Source organism: Shewanella cutis (assembly GCF_022410515.1).
Classification (GTDB): Bacteria; Pseudomonadota; Gammaproteobacteria; order Enterobacterales; family Shewanellaceae; genus Shewanella; species Shewanella cutis.
Genome location: NZ_JACSDI010000008.1, coordinates 169,211 through 187,459 on the forward strand (window position 1 = coordinate 169,211; position 18,249 = coordinate 187,459).

At 46.1% G+C, this 18,249-nt stretch carries 13 protein-coding genes and 4 tRNA genes; 6 read left to right on the forward strand and 11 right to left on the reverse strand.

Translation table 11 applies throughout. From position 1 onward, the window contains the following. The first annotated feature begins 58 nt into the window (after positions 1-58). Positions 59-1,225 carry a winged helix-turn-helix domain-containing protein gene (locus H9J30_RS12915; RefSeq protein ID WP_240131380.1) on the forward strand — a complete coding sequence of 389 codons (1,167 nt, stop codon included), beginning with the start codon at positions 59-61 and terminating at the stop codon, positions 1,223-1,225. Here H9J30_RS12915 and H9J30_RS12920 read toward each other — a convergent pair. The 6 genes from H9J30_RS12920 to H9J30_RS12945 form a co-directional block, all read right to left on the reverse strand. Beyond that, positions 1,222-1,587: a hypothetical protein gene (locus H9J30_RS12920; protein ID WP_240131381.1), complete on the reverse strand. Its 366-nt coding sequence runs from the start codon at positions 1,585-1,587 to the stop codon at positions 1,222-1,224. The genes H9J30_RS12915 and H9J30_RS12920 overlap by 4 nt on opposite strands. A 59-nt stretch (positions 1,588-1,646) precedes the next feature. Continuing rightward, complete coding sequence (locus H9J30_RS12925; protein WP_240131382.1) at positions 1,647-1,979, reverse strand: hypothetical protein; 333 nt, start codon at positions 1,977-1,979, stop codon at positions 1,647-1,649. 104 nt (positions 1,980-2,083) lie between these two features. Beyond that, positions 2,084-2,338: a ubiquinone biosynthesis accessory factor UbiK gene (gene ubiK / locus H9J30_RS12930; RefSeq protein ID WP_023266071.1), complete on the reverse strand. Its 255-nt coding sequence runs from the start codon at positions 2,336-2,338 to the stop codon at positions 2,084-2,086. Between the two features lie 116 nt (positions 2,339-2,454). Next, positions 2,455-5,544, reverse strand: coding sequence for a multidrug efflux RND transporter permease subunit (locus tag H9J30_RS12935; protein WP_240131383.1), 3,090 nt, complete (start codon positions 5,542-5,544; stop codon positions 2,455-2,457). A 13-nt stretch (positions 5,545-5,557) separates the two neighbouring features. Beyond that, positions 5,558-6,676 (reverse strand): efflux RND transporter periplasmic adaptor subunit, encoded by a 1,119-nt coding sequence (locus H9J30_RS12940; protein ID WP_144345187.1) that lies wholly within the window; start codon positions 6,674-6,676, stop codon positions 5,558-5,560. Between the two features lie 25 nt (positions 6,677-6,701). Next, the gene (locus H9J30_RS12945; protein WP_240131384.1) at positions 6,702-7,268 is read right to left on the reverse strand and encodes a TetR/AcrR family transcriptional regulator; all 567 of its coding nucleotides are present in this window, start codon (positions 7,266-7,268) and stop codon (positions 6,702-6,704) included. A gap of 325 nt (positions 7,269-7,593) precedes the next feature. Between H9J30_RS12945 and rep the strand changes: the two genes are divergently transcribed. Then, positions 7,594-9,609 carry a DNA helicase Rep gene (gene rep, locus H9J30_RS12950; protein WP_240131385.1) on the forward strand — a complete coding sequence of 672 codons (2,016 nt, stop codon included), beginning with the start codon at positions 7,594-7,596 and terminating at the stop codon, positions 9,607-9,609. Between the two features lie 218 nt (positions 9,610-9,827). On the opposite strand, the gene H9J30_RS12955 is transcribed toward rep, so the two are convergent. After that, the gene (locus H9J30_RS12955; protein ID WP_240131397.1) at positions 9,828-12,458 is read right to left on the reverse strand and encodes a sensor domain-containing diguanylate cyclase; all 2,631 of its coding nucleotides are present in this window, start codon (positions 12,456-12,458) and stop codon (positions 9,828-9,830) included. A gap of 207 nt (positions 12,459-12,665) precedes the next feature. Here H9J30_RS12955 and H9J30_RS12960 point away from each other — a divergent pair. The 4 genes from H9J30_RS12960 (at position 12,666) to H9J30_RS12975 (ending at position 13,092) form a co-directional block, all read left to right on the forward strand. Beyond that, positions 12,666-12,742: transfer RNA gene (locus H9J30_RS12960), tRNA-Arg, on the forward strand. A 52-nt stretch (positions 12,743-12,794) separates the two neighbouring features. Continuing rightward, positions 12,795-12,870 (forward strand) — tRNA-His (locus tag H9J30_RS12965). A 15-nt stretch (positions 12,871-12,885) separates the two neighbouring features. Beyond that, positions 12,886-12,962 (forward strand) — tRNA-Pro (locus H9J30_RS12970). 53 nt (positions 12,963-13,015) lie between these two features. Further along, positions 13,016-13,092 (forward strand) — tRNA-Pro (locus H9J30_RS12975). A 463-nt stretch (positions 13,093-13,555) separates the two neighbouring features. Here the strand turns inward: H9J30_RS12975 and H9J30_RS12980 are convergent. Genes H9J30_RS12980 through aggA form a run of 4 tightly spaced genes read right to left on the reverse strand, consistent with a single transcriptional unit; the run spans position 13,556 to position 18,227 of the window. Further along, the gene (locus tag H9J30_RS12980) at positions 13,556-15,475 is read right to left on the reverse strand and encodes a bifunctional diguanylate cyclase/phosphodiesterase (RefSeq protein ID WP_240131386.1); all 1,920 of its coding nucleotides are present in this window, start codon (positions 15,473-15,475) and stop codon (positions 13,556-13,558) included. 8 nt (positions 15,476-15,483) lie between these two features. Beyond that, positions 15,484-16,191: a transglutaminase-like cysteine peptidase gene (locus H9J30_RS12985; protein WP_011073981.1), complete on the reverse strand. Its 708-nt coding sequence runs from the start codon at positions 16,189-16,191 to the stop codon at positions 15,484-15,486. An 18-nt stretch (positions 16,192-16,209) separates the two neighbouring features. After that, complete coding sequence (locus H9J30_RS12990; protein WP_240131387.1) at positions 16,210-16,815, reverse strand: OmpA family protein; 606 nt, start codon at positions 16,813-16,815, stop codon at positions 16,210-16,212. Beyond that, on the reverse strand, positions 16,812-18,227 hold the full coding sequence (gene aggA, locus H9J30_RS12995) for a type I protein secretion system protein AggA (protein WP_240131388.1): 1,416 nt from the start codon (positions 18,225-18,227) through the stop codon (positions 16,812-16,814). Before aggA ends, H9J30_RS12990 begins: the two co-directional genes overlap by 4 nt. Between the last annotated feature and the right edge of the window lie 22 nt (positions 18,228-18,249).

The following is an 18,249-nucleotide window of genomic DNA, read 5'->3' on the forward strand; positions in this document are numbered from 1 at the left end:
GCCGATAATGGCATCAATTTGAGGTGGTTATTCACGGTTATTAGCCTTTGGAGAGTGCATGTCGAGCCCTTATTCACCCCGTGAGTGGTTACAACTGAATATGCAACAGCAGGGCTTGTTACAGCCACAGGCTTCGGTGAGCCAGCTGATCGCTCGTCTCGGCTATGTGCAAATCGACTCCATTAATGTGGTCGAGCGGGCGCATCATCATGTCTTGCACAGCCGGATGCCGCAGTATCAACCGCAGATGCTGGATAAGGCGCTGGCACAGGGCGAGATTTTTGAATATTGGTCCCATGCGGCGGCATATTTACCCATCGCCGACTACCGTTTTAGTTTGCAACGTAAACAACAACTGCAAAATGGTGGCAAACATTGGTTTGAGCAAGACGATAGGGTGATGCAGGAAGTGCGTGCCCGCATTCGCGCCGAAGGTCCGCTCAAGGCCAGCGATTTTGAGCATACTGAAGGCAAAAACGGCGCATGGTGGGATTGGAAACCCGCTAAAAAGGCGCTGGAACAACTGTTTATGCGCGGTGAATTAATGGTGGTGCGACGGGATAAATTTCAAAAGTGCTATGATTTGACTGAACGTGTGTTGCCTAGTCATATCAACACCCTAGCCCCGAGTGATAGCGAATTTGCCCGCTACTTGATTGAGCGATATCTCGATGCCCATGCCTTTGGCTCAGCGGCGCAAATCGCTTATCTGCGTAAAGGGGTTAAAGCCAATGTGAATGAGCAATTAGCCGCAATGCAGTCTCAAGGTGAGTTGGCAAGCTTTAAGGCGGAGGGAAAATGGTATTTTTATCGCCCTGAGTTGCAAATAACCGCTGCAATGCCCAATCGAGTCTGGTTACTCAATCCCTTCGATAATCTATTAATTCAGCGGCAACGATTAAAGCAATGGTTTGATTTTGATTATCAAATTGAAGTTTATGTACCCGCCGAAAAACGCCAATATGGCTATTATTCCCTCGCGATTTTGTGGCGGGATGGCTTTGTTGGCCGTGTTGATGTGAAAGCCGAGCGGCAAAGCGGTTTACTGCTATTACAACAGCTGACCTTAGAAGAGGGATTTAGCGGTATGGATGATGACTTCTGTGCAGCATTTGAGGCGGCAGTTGCTGAATATGCCCGTTTTAATGGATGCAGTCGTTGGAAATTAGTAAAGGCTAACCATAAGGCATTTAAACAAAAATACGCACGGCAGCAGACGATCTAATCGGGATCTTTGTCGTTATCTGGGCGTTTGTCTTTAGGCGGTACATCCATCCAGCGAAAGCACAGGTACAGCAAGGCCAAAAAGAGCAGCGGCAGTGCGGCATAGCCTAAGGATAATGAGCTCTTCTCTCCGCGCGCGAGCCAGTAGCAGGGAATGTACACTAAGGGATAAGCCAAGGTTCCCCATAAAAAGCATTTATTCATCAGTCGGTAAAACCAATGCACGTTAATCGTGGTGCGGCTGGCAAGTCCCATTAGGCTTGCGAGGACCACAAAGGGATAACTGAGCAGTGGCAGGCCGCCAAGGAGTAACAATCCCCAAAGCAGATAGTCCTGATAGAAAGTGGTGCTTGTAGTATCCATTATCTTCTTCCCTGACGATTCGAATTCGAGCGCTTAGGTCTAGGCGCCCACAACTATTCTTACTCGGTAAGCCCTTGCTGCATCTTAAGCCAAAAGCGCTGCTGACAGAGATTGCTAAAGGATTTTTGCTGCGGCGAAATCGCGATATTGGCGGTGATGACTCGATAACTCAGCCAATAATCGGCACAAACCATGTCTGACTCATCAACTTGTTTATCTTGCTCGCTTAACAGGCTGACCACAACCCCGTTATCAAAGTGATACAGGGTTAAGGATTCGCAAATTTCAGCATTGTCATCCCGATAACTGTGCTGCTCTTGGGTGTGGCTCACCACTGAAACCGGGCTTGGAAAGCCTTCAATAGCAAGGATATAACTGGCGAGTTGTTGCATTATTTCCCTAAGTGACTTCATGCTTGAAGTGTTAAAAACAAAAAGCACAGCTTTAAGTTGCTGTGCTTTAAGAAAACTCACTTAACCATTTGGTTCGCGGGCCATTAATCCGCGGCGTTTAGCTTTTTCTCAAGCTCATTCACTTGAGCTTGCAGGGCTTCTAATTTCTCGCGGGTTTTCAGTAATACATGCTGCTGTACTTCAAACTCCTCGCGGGACACCATATCCAACTTGAGCAATTGATTTTGCAGCACTTGCTTGCTGCGCTCTTCAAATTCGCCGGCAAATTGCTTAAGACCGCTGGGCAGGCTATCGCTCAGTTGCTTCGCCATTTCTTCGATTTTCTTTGGATTGATCATCTTCTTGTCCGCCTCTTTACTGAATGGGTGGATTGTAACCTAGTACGTTGGCTTTCAAAAGAAAACCACCTTGCAAAACCTACGTCTTAAGGGACGTAGGTTTTGCTTGGATGCGGTTAGCTGTTGTGGGCTAGCCCGTCGGCATCTTCGTCAAACACAGGCAAAGGCTCATGTTTTTCAGCAAGATAGGTATAAATCACCGGTAATACAAACAGGGTGAAAATCGTCCCAATCGATAAACCTGCAACAATCACAATACCAATATTAAAGCGTGCTACCGCACCTGCGCCGGAAGCAAACAATAGCGGTAATAAACCTGCAATCATTGCTGCCGTTGTCATTAAAATCGGGCGTAAGCGGATGGTTGCCGCCAGTTTAATTGCCTCAAGTTTAGATAGCCCGCGGTGGAGTTGTTCCTCTTTGGCCACTTCGCACATCAAGATCCCGTGTTTAGTGATAAGGCCCACTAAGGTAATTAATCCTACCTGAGTGTAAATATTGATTTTGGCTAAGCCAAACACATGGGTCCACCCGAGTACAATCAAGGCGCCACTGATGGCCAGCGGCACAGATACTAAGATGACTAATGGGTCTTTAAGGCTTTCAAATTGGCTGGCGAGTACTAAGAAAATAATCGCAATCGCCAGTAAGAAAGTGGCATAAAGTGCCGAACCTTCAGTGACAAACTGGCGAGCTTCACCGAGGAAGTCGTAGCTATAGCCCTTAGGTAACTCGTTATCGCCAATATTTTGCAAAAAGCTAATAGCATCACCAATGGCTACACCTGGTGAGGCGACGCCACCCACAGTCAAGGCATTCATTTGGTTGAAGTGGGGTAGTGAGCGAGGCTCTGCCACCATTTCAATTTCGACTAAGCTGGATAGCGGAATGGATTTACCATCAGCGGCTTTGACATAGTAATTGGCCAGCGACTCCGGATTGGCGCGCAGTTTACGCTCCACCTGTGGGATCACTTCGTAGGAGCGACCATCCAAGTTAATGCGATTCACATAGCCATCGCTCATCATAGTGGCGAGCGTGATCCCAATGTCTTGCATAGTAACGCCGTAGGTACCTGCTAAATCACGCTTGATATGCAGTTTCATTGTGCCTGAATCGAATTTCAGGTTGATTTCTGAGTACACAAACAAGGGACTCTTTTGCACCTTTTCCAGTACGCTGGTACCGATTTGGAAGAGGCTGGCGAAGGAGTTTGATGTAGTAATCACAAACTGAATGGGTAAACCACTCGACGCCCCAGGCAGCTCAGGCATTTGGAACGTTGTAATCGCCATTCCAGGAATGTGCTTCACTTCTTTAGCAAAAAACTCCTGCATTTGTTTTTGGCTCTTATCCCGCTCGCTCCAAGGCACTAATGGCGCAATCCCGAAGGCTTGGCTTGAACTTGGTACGCCCACGAAGGCGAGTGACGCGGCTGATTCCGGCTGTGCCTTAATCATATCCGTGACTAAGCCCATATTGGCTTGAATGTAGTCCAAGTTAGCTGTCGAAGGTGCCGTGCCCATCATCATCACCACGCCTTTATCTTCGTTGGGCGCCAGTTCTGACGGGATAAACTTAAACAGTACCGGCAGTGAAGCGAACACGATAATCGCAAAGGCGACGATCACTGGACGATGTAACATCACCGCATCGAGCATGTTGCTGTAACGGCGAGTTAGACCGGTTAGGAAGTTTTCGACCCCCATTTCGAAGCGATTTGGCGTGGTATGGGGTTTAAGGATTTTGGCACACATCATGGGTGACAGTGTCAGCGCTACTATGCCTGAGATAAACACTGAACCTGCGAGCGTAAGGGCAAACTCCTTAAATAATGAGCCGGTGATCCCGCCCATTAAGGCAATCGGCGCATACACCGCGGCGAGAGTAATGGTCATTGAAATAACCGGTACAGCGATTTCGCGAGTACCGATAATCGCGGCTCTAAAGGGTGTCTCGCCCAGCTTAATATGCCTGTCGACGTTTTCGACTACCACAATCGCATCGTCAACCACCAAACCAATGGCGAGCACCATGGCCAGCAGGGTCATCAGATTGAGCGTAAAACCAAACATCTGCATGATGATGGCAACCCCAATCAGCGAGAGCGGAATGGTCACAATCGGGATCACCACGGCACGAAGCGAACCTAAGAAGAGAGTGATCACCACGATAACAATAATCGCGGCTTCACCAATGGTTTTAACCACTTCTTTAATCGATTCATCAATTGCGAGTGAGGAGTCGTACAGAATGCTCGATTCAATGGATGGCGGTAAGTTACGCTCGATTTCAGGTAATAGGGCGCGGGTATCTGCCGCGACGGTAAGCGGGTTAGCCGTTGGCGTGACATCAAGGCCGATGACCACGGCTTCTTTGCCATTGGCTAAGGCGCGGTAGATATCATGGCTCTTTTCGAGGCTGACATCGGCAATATCACCGAGACGGACGACTAAACCATCTTTACTGCCGATCACTAAGCGTTTTAACTCTTCGATGGTGGCAACTTGGGTGTCTGCGGTGCCGTTAAAAAGGGTGTAAACACTGTTGGTTTGACCCACCGCTGACTGGTAGTTGTTCGCCTGCAATACTTGCATTACATCGCTGGAGGAGAGGTTAAACGCCCCCATTCTGGCCGGATCGAGCCAAATACGCATGGCGTATTTAATACCACCGTATAAATTCACCTTAGCAACGCCGTCAATGGTAAAGAGCTGGGGTTTGACGACACGCTCAAGGTAATCCGTTAGCTGGCTTGAGTTAATCTGGTCACTAAAAAATGAAATATACAGTACAGAGGTTTGCGAGCCAGTGGACATTTCGACACTGGGATCTTCAGCCTCTTTGGGCAGCTGCGATCTTACTGAGTTCACTTTGGCGAGAATATCGGCCAAGGCGCCATTGGGATCGGTATTGAGCTTCATATACACCGAAATTTTCGAGGTGCCGAGGAAGCTCTCCGACGTCATAAAGTCAACGTTATCGGCCTGCGCTAACGCTTGCTCTAACGGTTGAGTAATAAAACCTTGGATAAGGTTTGCATCCGCACCGTAATAACTGGTGGATACCGTGACTACGGTATTCGTCATCTTCGGATATTCACGCACTTGCATGCTATTGAGGGCATTAAAGCCTAACAGCAGCAAGAGAAAGCTGATTGAGGCGGCGAGTACGGGTCGCCTAATAAAGATATCTGTAAAGCGCATTATCTTGCTCCTATTACAGCTTTGGCATAGTGTCGGAGTGGGTCAGGGCTTGGTCTTCAACCACTGTCACTTTACTGTTGTTACTGAGGCGAATTTGCCCTGAGGTGACAATACGATCTCCCGCTTTTAACGCGCCACTCACCAGCGCGTTATTGCCGTTACGCTCTAATACCGTCAGGTTGATTTGCTCGACTCTAGCCAGCTTTTTACCGTTTTCTTCGACCTCTTTGATGAGGTAAATAGAGTTACCATAAAGGGTAAAGTTGATGGCGGTTTGTGGCAGTACAAACTGATCGTTCAGTTCTGGCAATAGGATGGATACTCGGGCAAACATCCCGCTACGCAGTTTGGCGTTATCGTTAGGAATGCGTGCTTGCACTTGGATCAAACCGCTTTGGTAAAACACGGCGGGTTCAATCGCAGCAATTTCACCTTCGAAGGGTTGCTCAGGATAAGAGTCCACAAACACATGGATTTTTTGGCCTACGGCAATACGAGGTAATTGGGTTTGCGGAATAGTGAAGCGGATTTTCATTGTGCTGATATCTTCGAGACGCACAATATCGGTACCAGGCTGAAGATATTCACCTAAGTTAATGTTACGAATACCCACTAAACCACTGAAAGGCGCACTGATTTCACGGCGCTCGATAGTGGCTTTTAAACTTTCAATATCCGCCTGTAAGGCCAGATATTTAGATTCACTATTATCTAAATCCTGTTTAGAGACTGACTTTTGCGCATAGAGTTTTGTAAGGCGTTTAAAGTCGGCCTCAGCGGCGGGCAGTTGTACCATTTTGCTTTTAAGGTTGGCTCTTTCGACTTTGGCATCGAGTTCGGCCAGCAGTTGGCCTTTTTCCACTCGGCTACCGTTTTCAAAATTAATGCTGGTGACGCGTCCTGCTAATTCGTTGGAGATGGTTACCCCTTGATGCGGCTCAACAAAGCCAATCGCATCAATTGTGGGTTGCCACTTTTGCATATCTAATGTCATGGCTGTTACAGGAAACTCAGCCTCTGGCATATTGGCGATCGCCTCGGCGATTTTATTTTTTACCATCAGGTTAAAGCCGATCACTGAGCCAAAGGCAAGTACAGCGATCGCTAGCATACTTAGAGTCCATTTTTTCATGGTGCTAAAGATTCCTAGAGTTAAGTTAAAGAGTCACAGAAATTGCCTGAAGGCATAATTCACATGCCTGCTGGATTTCATGTTCTGTACATTGCAAATGGCCTCGCCGTAGGCGTTTTCCTATAGCGATAGCCGGCTCAAAGGCGATAGAAAACAACAATGCATTATTCAGAGATTGAATAATGCCTTGGTTTTTTGCCTGCTCAAATAGTTGGTGTAGCGGTTGAAATATTTCTCTTTCAAAAGCTTGGTGCTCAGGCGCATCAACACCGGGGAGGTGAGAGTACTGAGCAAAACTCAAATTAGCATGTGACTGCTCGCGGCCTAGTTCAACAATATTGAACCACAGGCGGCGAAATTTTTCGTCAAAGCTGCCTTCATTAATGTTTTCAAGCAACTTGCTGGCAATTTGTTGTAATACGTCTTTACGCAGCTCAATGATCAAATCTTCTTTGTCTTTGAAGTAGCGGTAGATTGTTCCAGCGGCAACGCCTGCATCCACCGCTAATTTTTGCATTGAAAGGTTATGTAAGCCTTCAGTAGCAATAATTTTTTCGGCGGACCGAAGTATCAAATCGCGTTTGCTATCCATTCGATTTCCAATGCTCATAGATATGAATGAACGTTCATTCACGTGGAATTTTACTGCGACTTATCAATATTAGCAACAAGTTAGCTTAAAAAATGGCTAAAGTGTGAGTTGATATCTTAATTTTGTGCCGAGCTTGCCTGCATGCTGATTGCAGCATGTTCAGATGGTTTTGGGGAGTAGCGCCTTCAAAGGTTTGCTCATTTGAAGAAGCTATGAATTCTCATTGCTTGCTCAATTGATATCTGGGGATTTATTGGCCTTAAAACCTTCGCTTCTGCTATGATCCCATCCCCCTTCTGAAGACTTGTTTGGATATTGCGCGAAGATGAAACTCAATCCTGCCCAAAATGATGCCGTTCATTATGTTTCTGGGCCTTGCTTAGTATTAGCGGGCGCGGGCAGTGGTAAAACGCGGGTGATTATCAACAAGATTGCCTATCTAGTGCAAAAGTGTGGCTACAATGCCCGCAATATCGCCGCGGTGACCTTTACCAATAAAGCTGCCCGTGAGATGAAGGAGCGGGTTGCGCAGTCAATGGGGCGAAAAGAAGCGCGAGGCTTGTGGATTTCAACCTTCCATACTTTAGGGCTTGAGATTGTCAAGCGTGAGCATAAAGTGCTGGGATTAAAGCCTGGCTTCTCACTGTTTGATGATCAGGACACGCTTGCACTCCTTAAAGAGCTGACCCAAAAAGAATTACAAGAAGATAAGGATTTACTGAAAGCCTTGGCGGGGGCCATTTCCAATTGGAAGGGCGGGTTGATTATTCCCGATCAGGCACGAAAGCTGGCTAAAGATGAACAGCAGCAATTGTTCGCCCTGTTATATCAACGCTATGCCCAGCATATGAAAGCTTATAACGCCTTGGATTTTGATGACTTAATTCTGCTGCCGACGCTATTGCTGCGTCACCATGAAGAAGTGCGTACTCGCTGGCAAACCAAGATCCAATACCTGCTGGTGGACGAATATCAGGATACCAACACTTCCCAGTATGAAATGGTTAAGTTACTGGTGGGCGAGCGCGCACGTTTTACCGTGGTAGGGGACGACGACCAGTCTATCTATTCATGGCGCGGGGCTAAACCACAGAATTTAGTGCTGTTGGGTAAAGACTTTCCCAAGCTTAAGCTGATTAAACTCGAGCAGAATTATCGTTCTAGCCAACGCATTTTGCGGGCGGCTAACATCCTTATCGCCAACAATCCCCATGTGTATGATAAGTCGTTATTTAGCGAACTGGCCTACGGTGAGCCGATGCGGGTGCTGTTTGCCGCCAATGAGGAGCAAGAAGCCGAGCGCGTGGTCGCCGAGATTGTTCGTCACAAGTTTGTCGGTCGCACCCAATTTGGGGATTACGCGATTCTGTATCGGGGTAACCATCAGTCTCGCCTGCTCGAACGGGCATTGATGACTAACCGTATCCCTTACAAGTTAAGCGGCGGCACCTCGTTTTTTGCCCGTGCAGAGATTAAAGACATCATGGGCTACCTTAAATTGGTGGTAAATCCCGATGATGATAACGCCTTTTTGCGGGTGGTTAACTTACCTAAACGGGGTATAGGTCCATCCACCTTGGAGCGTTTGGGTAACTTTGCCAACGAGAAACATATCTCCATGTTCGAGGCGATTTTTGCCCCTGAGCTGAATCATCATTTACCGCCTAATGCCATGTCGGCCTTGTATCAATTTGGTCGCTTTATTGTCGATACGGGTGAGCACGCCGAACGAGGCGAACCGGTTGAGGCCGTAAAACAATTGATCCGTAAGATTAATTACGAAGACTATTTATACGAGACCAGTACCAGTGCCAAGGCCGCTGAAATGCGGATGAAAAATATCTCCGAGCTGTATCGCTGGGTGACGGAAATGCTCTCGGGGGATGAATTAGATGAACCTATGACCTTGCCTGAGGTGGTTAACCGCCTAACGCTTAGAGATATGATGGAGCGTAACAGCGAAGATGAAGGCGGCGATCAGGTGCAATTAATGACGCTGCATGCGTCTAAAGGGCTGGAATTCCCCTATGTGTTTATGGTGGGGGTTGAGGAGCGCATTCTGCCGCACCAGACCAGCATAGATGAAGATAACGTCGATGAAGAACGTCGTCTTGCCTATGTGGGGATTACGCGCGCCCAGCGCGAGCTATGGTTTACTCTTTGCCGTGAGCGTCGCCAGTTTGGTGAGACCATGCGCTGCGAGCCGAGTCGTTTTCTGTATGAGTTACCGCAGGATGATCTTATTTGGGAAAACCGTAAACCGCAGCAAACAGAGCAGGAGCGCATGCAGACCGGGCGCAGCCATATCTCAAATTTAAGGGATATGTTCAAAAAGTCGTAATGGCTTTTCAAAGGCATATTGAGAGTTCAGGGTTATTTGTGCAACTAAATGCTGCCTGAAGGGGGCTGGCAAGCTCAACTGTGACTTTATGTCATAAGGGCCGCTCGCCATTTACGTAGCATCACTACAGGTCATTCCTCGTTTCGCGAGCACCAGCTTGCAGAGCGAACAATCTTCAATCTAGAAAAGTCCACACCCTAGTCATGTGATTGCGGTGGTTATGCGCAAACCAGTTGCTGCGTTTCCACTAAGGCAAAAGGAGAGGCTAAGGCACAACCTTGACCAAAGCGGTAACCTAGCGCATGGAATATATTGATTTGCTCAGGGGATTGCAGCCCGTCGACAAAGGTTTGTAACTCCAAGGTTGAGGCCGCCTTTTGATAGGCTGACATTAGCTTAATATGTTGTTCATTCTGCAATTGTTTCGTGATATTCGCATCAAGCTTGAGGCCTTTTAATGGCAGAAACAACAAACTATTTAACGGACTATGACCGCTTCCGTAGTGGCTAATCCCTAAGTTCACGCCCAGTTTATTTAATAATTCAAAGCCGCTAATGTGATTCTCCGTTTCTTGAACCAAGGCTTTTTCATTAAAAAATAACCATAATTGAGAGAGAGGAAGCTGAGTCTGCTTTAGGGTGGTTTTAAGCCCACGTAGTATATGCTTATGCTTAAGATGTTGACTGGAAAGCATAAGATGTAAATCAAGGTTATCTCCATGGCTTATCAATAGTTGGTGATAACACTTATCCAATAAGCGAATCGCATACTTATCCAGCTCAACTTGTAAGTTTGCTTGCTCGGCTAATTTGCTCAGGACTTCTTGCGGGATACTTCCCCATTGGGGGTGCTCCCAGCTTAATTGACATTCTAAGGAACGGGTTTGTCGGGTTTGTAAATCGACAATCGGCAGGAAGTTGAGCTGTAACTCATCCGCTTGCAGTGCCTGTCTAAAATCATTCTCGAAAGCAATATCCTGCATTTTTTGTTGTGAGGCACTATCGTCAAAAATCACATAACAACCTTTACCATTTGCCTTGGCTTGATACATAGCTGTGTCGGCATTACGTAACATTGACTCACTGGTATCCGACTTATTACCGCTGATAGTAATCCCGATGCTGGCACCCGAATGGAACTCGATCGTCCCAAAATGATAGGACTGGGAGATTTTTCGGATAACCCGTTCGGCAACATCACGCGCATCGTTCATGTCGTTGATGGTATCGAGCAGGATGACAAACTCATCACCACCGAGTCTGGCTAGGGTATCGTTACTGCGGATACAGGAACGTAAGCGAGTGGCGGTTTCAATTAAAAACCTATCGCCCTCTAAATGTCCCATTGTGTCGTTAATTAGCTTAAAGCGGTCAAGATCGATAAACAGCAAGGCAAACTGCTCTAGGCTATGGCGGCGAACGTGTTTAATCGCGTGATTAAGTCGCTCCATAAACATGGCGCGATTGGGCAGCCCAGTTAGCGCATCGTGTTTAGCATCATGGACGAGTTTTGCTTCCATATTACGGCGCTGGCGGATCTCCTTCTCTAGATCCTTATTGAGTTCAGCAAGGGCTGTTGTCCGAGCAGCCACTTTTTCTTCTAGCTCTTCATAACTACGGCGTAATGACTCTGCAGCGAGTTTTTTCTCGATCGCAGCACCAATATGCTGTGATACAAAGGTAAGTAACTCCAAATCTTTCGTTTGGTAGTTTTGAGTCATGCTAAAGCTATAAATGGTTAGCGCGCCGCGTACTTCATCATGGATAAACAACGGAATGCCAATCCATTGATGCATCGTTTGGGTATGATTAAGCGTCGGCGCCTTAGCGTAAATTTCTTTTGCGGCAATCAGGTTATTAATATCATTTTGGTCTAGTAGCAGGGGGCGCTTGTGTTTGAGCATATACTCTGTGAGCCCATCCTGTAATGGCCGAGTTCCAGGGTGTTGACTTCCTAATTGGGAGACATAAAACGGGAAGGTTAAATGGGTACCTTCTTCATTTAACAGAGCGATATAGCAGTTATTGGCTGGGATCAGATGACGGATTACATTATGTAACTGAGTGTAAAACACTGGATTATCCGAACCAGAGCTTGCTAGTTCTGCAATTTCAAATAGGGACTTTTGGAGTCGCTCAGCTCTTCGCCTCTCATACACTTCTTGCTTAAGCTTATCGTAGGCTTGGCTAAGCTCTTTAGTACGCTGTTGTATAGCTTGCTCTAATTGTTCTTGATGCTTAAGCCTTTCCATCACGCCGGTAATATGGTGGCAAATAAAGGTCATTAACTCGACTTCGATATCGCCATAACTCACATTGGTATCATAGGTTTGCACAACAAGTACCGCAGTGACTATGTCTTCATGCTTAATGGGCACTCCTAGCCAAAGGTGACAAGGAGAACCTAAGTTGACAATCTCCTCTGCGTGGACGAGCTCATCCACTTTAGATTCATCGCACAATAGGGTTTTACCCGTGCGAAATACATAACCTGTTAACCCTTGCTGTAACAATGTTGATAGTGACTGCTCTGGATAAAGTTGGGAAGGATGCGCGTCTTTCTCATCGGCAAAGAAGGGAACTGAAATGGCACCGCTATTCACATTGAGAGTCGCGATAAAAAAATTATCCGCGGAGATAAGCTGTTTTAGGTGGTGATGAACCCCTAAGTAAAATTCTTCCAGCGAGGAAACCTGAGTGGCAATATGGGACAATTCGAGTAACGCATTTTGAACGACTTCCGCACGCTTGTACTTATTCGCCAAATATTTAAGGCGATTAAGTCTCTTTTTTAAGCGTTCAACCTCATGTGCTCGAGGTGGGGTAGTTTCATCTTCATCCCTAAACATGATACTCACTAATCAGTTCTGCGTTAATTGTTTACCAAACGTTATAATTAACATGAAATACCGTAACATCCAAGTCATATTTACGCTGTTATTCCGCTGAAAAAGCATGCTAATGTATCAAAACTTGAGCAGTCAGCAAAAAAGTGCAAAATAGCTATAGACTCAAGGGCTATTTGTCCATACTATATGCGGCGCTAACCAAGGCGAGCGCCCATAGCTCAGCTGGATAGAGCGCACCCCTCCGGAGGGTGAGGCCGAAGGTTCGAATCCTTTTGGGCGCACCACTTCCGAATGAGTTGTGAGCTTCTTTGTTAGCAATATAAGTGAAAGTCAGTGGTGATTGTAGCTCAGTTGGTAGAGTCCCGGATTGTGATTCCGGTTGTCGTGGGTTCGAGCCCCATCAGTCACCCCATTTCATTTAATATCTCGGTGATTAGCGCAGTCCGGTAGCGCATCTGGTTTGGGACCAGAGGGTCAGAGGTTCGAATCCTCTATCACCGACCACATTCTTCGCATAACTAGCGCGCTTGGATATCTAGGCAAATAGTTAACAGTTACGGTGATTAGCGCAGTCCGGTAGCGCATCTGGTTTGGGACCAGAGGGTCAGAGGTTCGAATCCTCTATCACCGACCAATTACATTGAAGCTTCAGAATTTCGAAAGAATGACTGAGGCTTTTTTGTATCTATTTTTTGTTCTTTGTTGCTGGTGATTAGGTCTAGTCCTGATGGGTTAAGGTTTTTTGATCACATGCTACTTATACCAATCACATTAAATATCTAATCAGTTAAGAGCCTCACAGGCATCCCACTCCAAGGCGCATTGACGCAGAAATGGTTATTCCCTTTTAAGTCAATGCAACATCGGAGTGGGATGCCTGTGTGGTTCCCAAAGTGCGGCTGATGTTCACTGTATGGCAACGCGCTTTATACTGCGTTTAAGGCTTTCGACAGAGCACCGCTATGCCTTCAAGCCTTCGCCTTGTCTAAAGCGCGTTGAATTCCCGCTGAATGAACAGATATTTAATACGATTGGTATTATAAGGTTTACCACATAAATTAGGCTCCCGAAGGAGCCTAATCGCAGTGATGCTTAAGTTAGTCAATATTCTCTGGTGGCGCAATAAAGCCCTGATAGGCGTCTGTTTTTAGCTCATTAAAACGTTCTAGCTGTGCTTTTTCTTGAATGCCTGTGACTATTACTTGAATATCCAATCCCTTGGCGACATTGATAATAGCGCGGCAGAGCTCGCTATTATGTGAGGCCTCATCGTAGTAGGAGAAGGATTGATCGAGTTTCACATAGCTTGGTCTCAGTTCTTGCAAGTAAGACATTGAACCAAATTGGCGGCCAAAATGGTCAATACCAAATTTAGCACCGTTGTCCCTAATAATATTGCAAAGGCGTGTACAGGATTCTAAATCGCTATAAACACCAGCTTCAGGGATCTCAAAGCAAATTCGTTCAACGAGCATTGCATTGCGCAGGAAGTGCTTGAGCCAATCATGGAATTGGCTATCACTGATACTTTGATAGGTTAAGTTTATTGCCAATGGCTCATAATTACGCTCAAGTAATTTTTGCTCGTAAACGGTTTCGATTAGGCACTTATCGAGTAGTGCACCTAATGACAACAGTTCGATATAGGGCATAAATTGGCCGGCATGGGCAACCTTATCGCCCAATTCGAGTTGGCAGTAGAGTTCCCTTTGGGTGACGCCATCGCCATTACAAAACTGGATCGGCTGCCAACGGAATTTAAATTTCTTGTTGCTAATGGCGTGGCTCAGGTTGTCGCGCCATTGCTCACGGGTGAAGAGCTGTTGTTCTGTCGTCTCAAACCAATGAAAGGTTTTGTTGTCTTTTAGCGCTTTTTGTAAGGCATTATCCGCTTGTGCAAGAATGTCGGAAACTTTCATTTGTCCAACGCGCTCTGCAACTCCTATCGCAAAATTCTCATTGGGTTTACAACCCGCTTTAGAGATTTCTTGATTGATTGTGCGGATCAGTGTTTGCAGGTATTTGCTAATTTGATCGTGCTCGACATCGGTAACAAGGAAGGCAAACTCAAAAGCGGCAATCCGTGCAATGACCGATGGGGTGATTTCATTTAATTGTTGTACTAGCTTCTCTGCGAGTAGGCGAATCGTTTCATCGCGAACTTGGTATCCATACTTACTGTGTACTTCTTCGAGCCAATCGAGTTTAGCTAAAAATAGTGCACCACTGCTAGGTTCGCTTAGCCAGCCATTAAGACGACTTACCACATATTGGCGATTCGGCAGTCCTGAGGCGGGATCAGTGAGGTTCTTTTTACGTAATGAGCTCACCTCTTCGTCGAGGGAGTGGAAGAGTTGTTTTAGTTGGGTGGACATACTATTAAATGCCACCACTAAATCCTTTAATTCTGCGGTTTTGGGCAGTGGCATATCTGGACCAAACTGCCTTGCTGCAATCTTTTTTGCGTGTTCAGATAAAGTATGTAGCGGCTTTAAAATCCACGTTAGTCCTAATCTTGCGGTAATGATGGCGACCAAAAACAGCAATGAAAAGGCGATAATGGTGTTGGACATGATCCGCCATAATTCATGGTAACCAAAGCCGGGATGGGCCGTAATTTCAAGCTGTGCTAGTTGTAACCATCCTGAGGTAATAGTGCTTTCTTTTTTGATGGTTTTAAAGAGATTCAAATTGATAAACCATTGAGGTACATCATCAATTTTAATAGGGTTATTCCATTCCTGTTGTTTGCCGTCAACCATCCATGTCAATTTGATATTGTTATAATAGCCGCCTTCAAAAATAACGTTGACTAGGGTTTCTGCTGCAACGGTATCTCCGGCCTCAAGTGCGGGGGTCAGCATTAAACCAAGCGAGGTACTGGCATTGTTTAGATCCGATTCCATTTGCTTGGTTAAAAAGCTTTGAGTCTCCGTAAATTGCACATAGCCAAGACTTGCTACAACTAACAAGAACAGGCTAAAAAGCAGCGAATAAATCTGTCTAAACAGTGTCATCTTGGGTGCTACTCCAGTTTTAATTTGGGTTGTCTTAAGCGATCAACCCCTAACCTATGGGTTAGGTCATTCCATTTTTCGAGTCGTGTTGACGAGCCAGCTAAAACGCCTCGTCCCTGTTCTTTGTTAAGCCATAATTGTTTACCGTTAAAACTGTAAACGGGGATCAGATCTTTACGTTGAGTAGCAGGTTTGATGACATGATCGAGATTATCGAGCACTAAAGGGATGGATGCAGGCGTATCATAGTAAGCCAATACCATATGATATTGATTCACGCTGGTTGCTTTAACCATGGTGATCCGCATCTTATCCTCGGGTACACCTAACTCAAGCAGCGTGAAATACTTGGCGATTGAAAAATCTTCACAATCTCCACCATTGACTCCAATAAACTCCATCGGAGTGGCCCAATAGTTTGATTCTCCCCATAATTTTATGTCATCAACGAAGCGGAATAAATTGAAAAAATTGTTAACTTTCAATAACTTTTCTTTTTCGTCAACCGTGCTTGCCTCCGCCAACACTTTAAACCAAGCTCTTGCTCGCATACCTGCTCGCTCACCATAACGTTTTTCTAGCGTAGAAGTGATTTTGGCTTCGTCGAGTTTTTGGGTTGGAGCGGCATATAGACAGCTAATCCCTAACGCAGACACAACTAGGCATGAGCGGCAGGCTCGAAAAAACGCATTGTTACCTTTTAGCCTGCCGTTCATAGCCTACTCTATTGGTGTTTAATTGGTGTCATCGACGGAATAAATCGTCCATTTCATATCTGTTGCTGTATCGTCACCCGTCACCTCTGCAACGACTCTACGGTTACGCATTTCAGCTTCAGGAGTCTGCTCTAAAACAATTGGACGACTTGAACCATAGCCTATGGCTGTCAGTCGGCTTCTGTCGATACTGAAACGTTCGGCGAGAACGGCGGTAACAGCATTAGCACGCTCCTGCGATAATTCCGTGTTTCTTTCGTCCGTGCCTGTACGACTTGTGTGTCCTTCAATGGTCACTTTAGTTGTGGGATATTGACGTAAGAATATCGCCACTTCTTCGATTTGAGGATAATACTCTGGTGCAATATAAGCTGAGTTGTTAGGAAATAATACATTGATTTCCTTACGTTCATTAATTGACTTTACTTGACCGCAGCCATAGTTATCCGTGCCAGCACCCTTTGCCGTTTCGTTGCAACGTTCACGGGCTTCAATGACTCCATCACCATCCTTATCAGCAAGATCGGATGCCTGAGTCGTGGTCATCTCGTCAATATTGACTGTATCGCGTATGGAGCAACCCGCTAACAGCGTCACGCTAAGTAATAAGATAGACGTTTTCATTGATTTGCTCCTCCTTCGTAGTTACGTTCTCCACGCCATGCTTCAGGACGGGTCACTTTGAGTGAGTCGAGTAGGCGGCCAGTCGAATTTAGTACACGATATTTTGCAATGATTTCATCGTATTCAGCTTGTAAATAGTCCTTACGTGCTTCGAACAACTCATTTTCAGTATCAAGTAAGTCGAGTAAGCTGCGTTGGCCAAGATTAAATTGCTGCGCATAGGCAGACTGAGTGTCTTTGGCGGCTATCACGTGGTCACGGATGTATTGCTTTTGAGGCGCTAACATTTCGTAGGCATTCCATGCCAGATTGACCCCTTCTACGACTTCCCTTTGGGCGCGCTGACGGATTTCTTTGGCTTCACTGAGTTTGTAAGCTGATTCTTTTTCGCGAGCAAGGTCTTTACCGCCTGCAAAGAGGTTGTATCTGACTCGCACCATAGCGACGATATCGTTACTGTAACCACCTACGTTTTGGCTTGCTATCGGGCTTACGCCATCTTCACCCCCGACATCATTGTTCCAGCTACCGTTTAGCTCTAATGAAACTTGCGGATAATAGTTGGCTTGGGTTGATGAACGCTCATTTTCAGCCGCACGAATATCGTTTGCTGCAGATTTAAGGATGGGATGATTTTTCTCGGCATCAGCAATACTGCTGTTTAAATCCTTAGGAAGCATATCGGCATCAGGAACGGGTTGAATCAAGTCAACGGGGTCGGCTGCAACGACTCGCACAAATTGTGCTTTTGCATCGAGTAAATTGTTACGCGCGGATATTACATTCGCATTAGCCCTTGCAAGACGTCCTGATATTTGTGAAAGATCGGCAGTTGAGCCTAAGCCCGAGTCAGTGCGTTGCTTGATTTGATCATAGATTTCTTTATGGCTGTTGAGGTTTTTCTCCGCCAGCTTTAATACCTCATCGGTGCGCAGATAGTTGAGATACGCTTTACTGACATCTAATGCCATATCTTCGGCGGCAGCGAGAAGTGCCCATTGGTCTGCGCTGGCTTCAAAGCTGTAACGGTCAACTTCGCTACTGGTATAAAAGCCATCAAAAAGCATTTGTTTTAGGCTTATACCAAACTCACCACGGTTTAGTTCTGCTACGCCATTGCTATCAACATCGCCGACATTTTTACGTCGACGGGTTGATACGCTATCTGTTTGCTCGTAGCCATAACCACCTGTGAGATCAACTGTTGGCATGTAACCAGCAATTGCTTGATTCACTTGCTCTTCTCTCGCTTTAAAGCGGTTAAACGCCACTCGTAAATCTGGGTTTGTATCGAGTGTGTGTGCAACCGCTTGCTCAAGTGTTTGGCTTTGAGCGGATAGTGGAAGCAAAATAGCTGACAGCAGGACCGCTATTTTTGAACATTGAAATTGGCGTCTTACTAAAGTCTTCATTGCAAACCTCCCGGTTTATAAC

Bases quoted from the DNA above. Each gene is read 5' to 3' on its own strand.
- H9J30_RS12940 (WP_144345187.1), bottom strand. From the start codon at position 6,676: ATGAAAAAATGGACTCTAAGTATGCTAGCGATCGCTGTACTTGCCTTT.
- H9J30_RS12915 (WP_240131380.1), top strand. From the start codon at position 59: ATGTCGAGCCCTTATTCACCCCGTGAGTGGTTACAACTGAATATGCAA.
- H9J30_RS12955 (WP_240131397.1), bottom strand. From the start codon at position 12,458: ATGTTTAGGGATGAAGATGAAACTACCCCACCTCGAGCACATGAGGTT.
- H9J30_RS12925 (WP_240131382.1), bottom strand. From the start codon at position 1,979: ATGCAACAACTCGCCAGTTATATCCTTGCTATTGAAGGCTTTCCAAGC.
- H9J30_RS12935 (WP_240131383.1), bottom strand. From the start codon at position 5,544: ATGCGCTTTACAGATATCTTTATTAGGCGACCCGTACTCGCCGCCTCA.
- H9J30_RS12980 (WP_240131386.1), bottom strand. From the start codon at position 15,475: ATGACACTGTTTAGACAGATTTATTCGCTGCTTTTTAGCCTGTTCTTG.
- rep (WP_240131385.1), top strand. From the start codon at position 7,594: ATGAAACTCAATCCTGCCCAAAATGATGCCGTTCATTATGTTTCTGGG.
- ubiK (WP_023266071.1), bottom strand. From the start codon at position 2,338: ATGATCAATCCAAAGAAAATCGAAGAAATGGCGAAGCAACTGAGCGAT.
- H9J30_RS12920 (WP_240131381.1), bottom strand. From the start codon at position 1,587: ATGGATACTACAAGCACCACTTTCTATCAGGACTATCTGCTTTGGGGA.
- H9J30_RS12985 (WP_011073981.1), bottom strand. From the start codon at position 16,191: ATGAACGGCAGGCTAAAAGGTAACAATGCGTTTTTTCGAGCCTGCCGC.
- aggA (WP_240131388.1), bottom strand. From the start codon at position 18,227: ATGAAGACTTTAGTAAGACGCCAATTTCAATGTTCAAAAATAGCGGTC.
- H9J30_RS12990 (WP_240131387.1), bottom strand. From the start codon at position 16,815: ATGAAAACGTCTATCTTATTACTTAGCGTGACGCTGTTAGCGGGTTGC.
- H9J30_RS12945 (WP_240131384.1), bottom strand. From the start codon at position 7,268: ATGGATAGCAAACGCGATTTGATACTTCGGTCCGCCGAAAAAATTATT.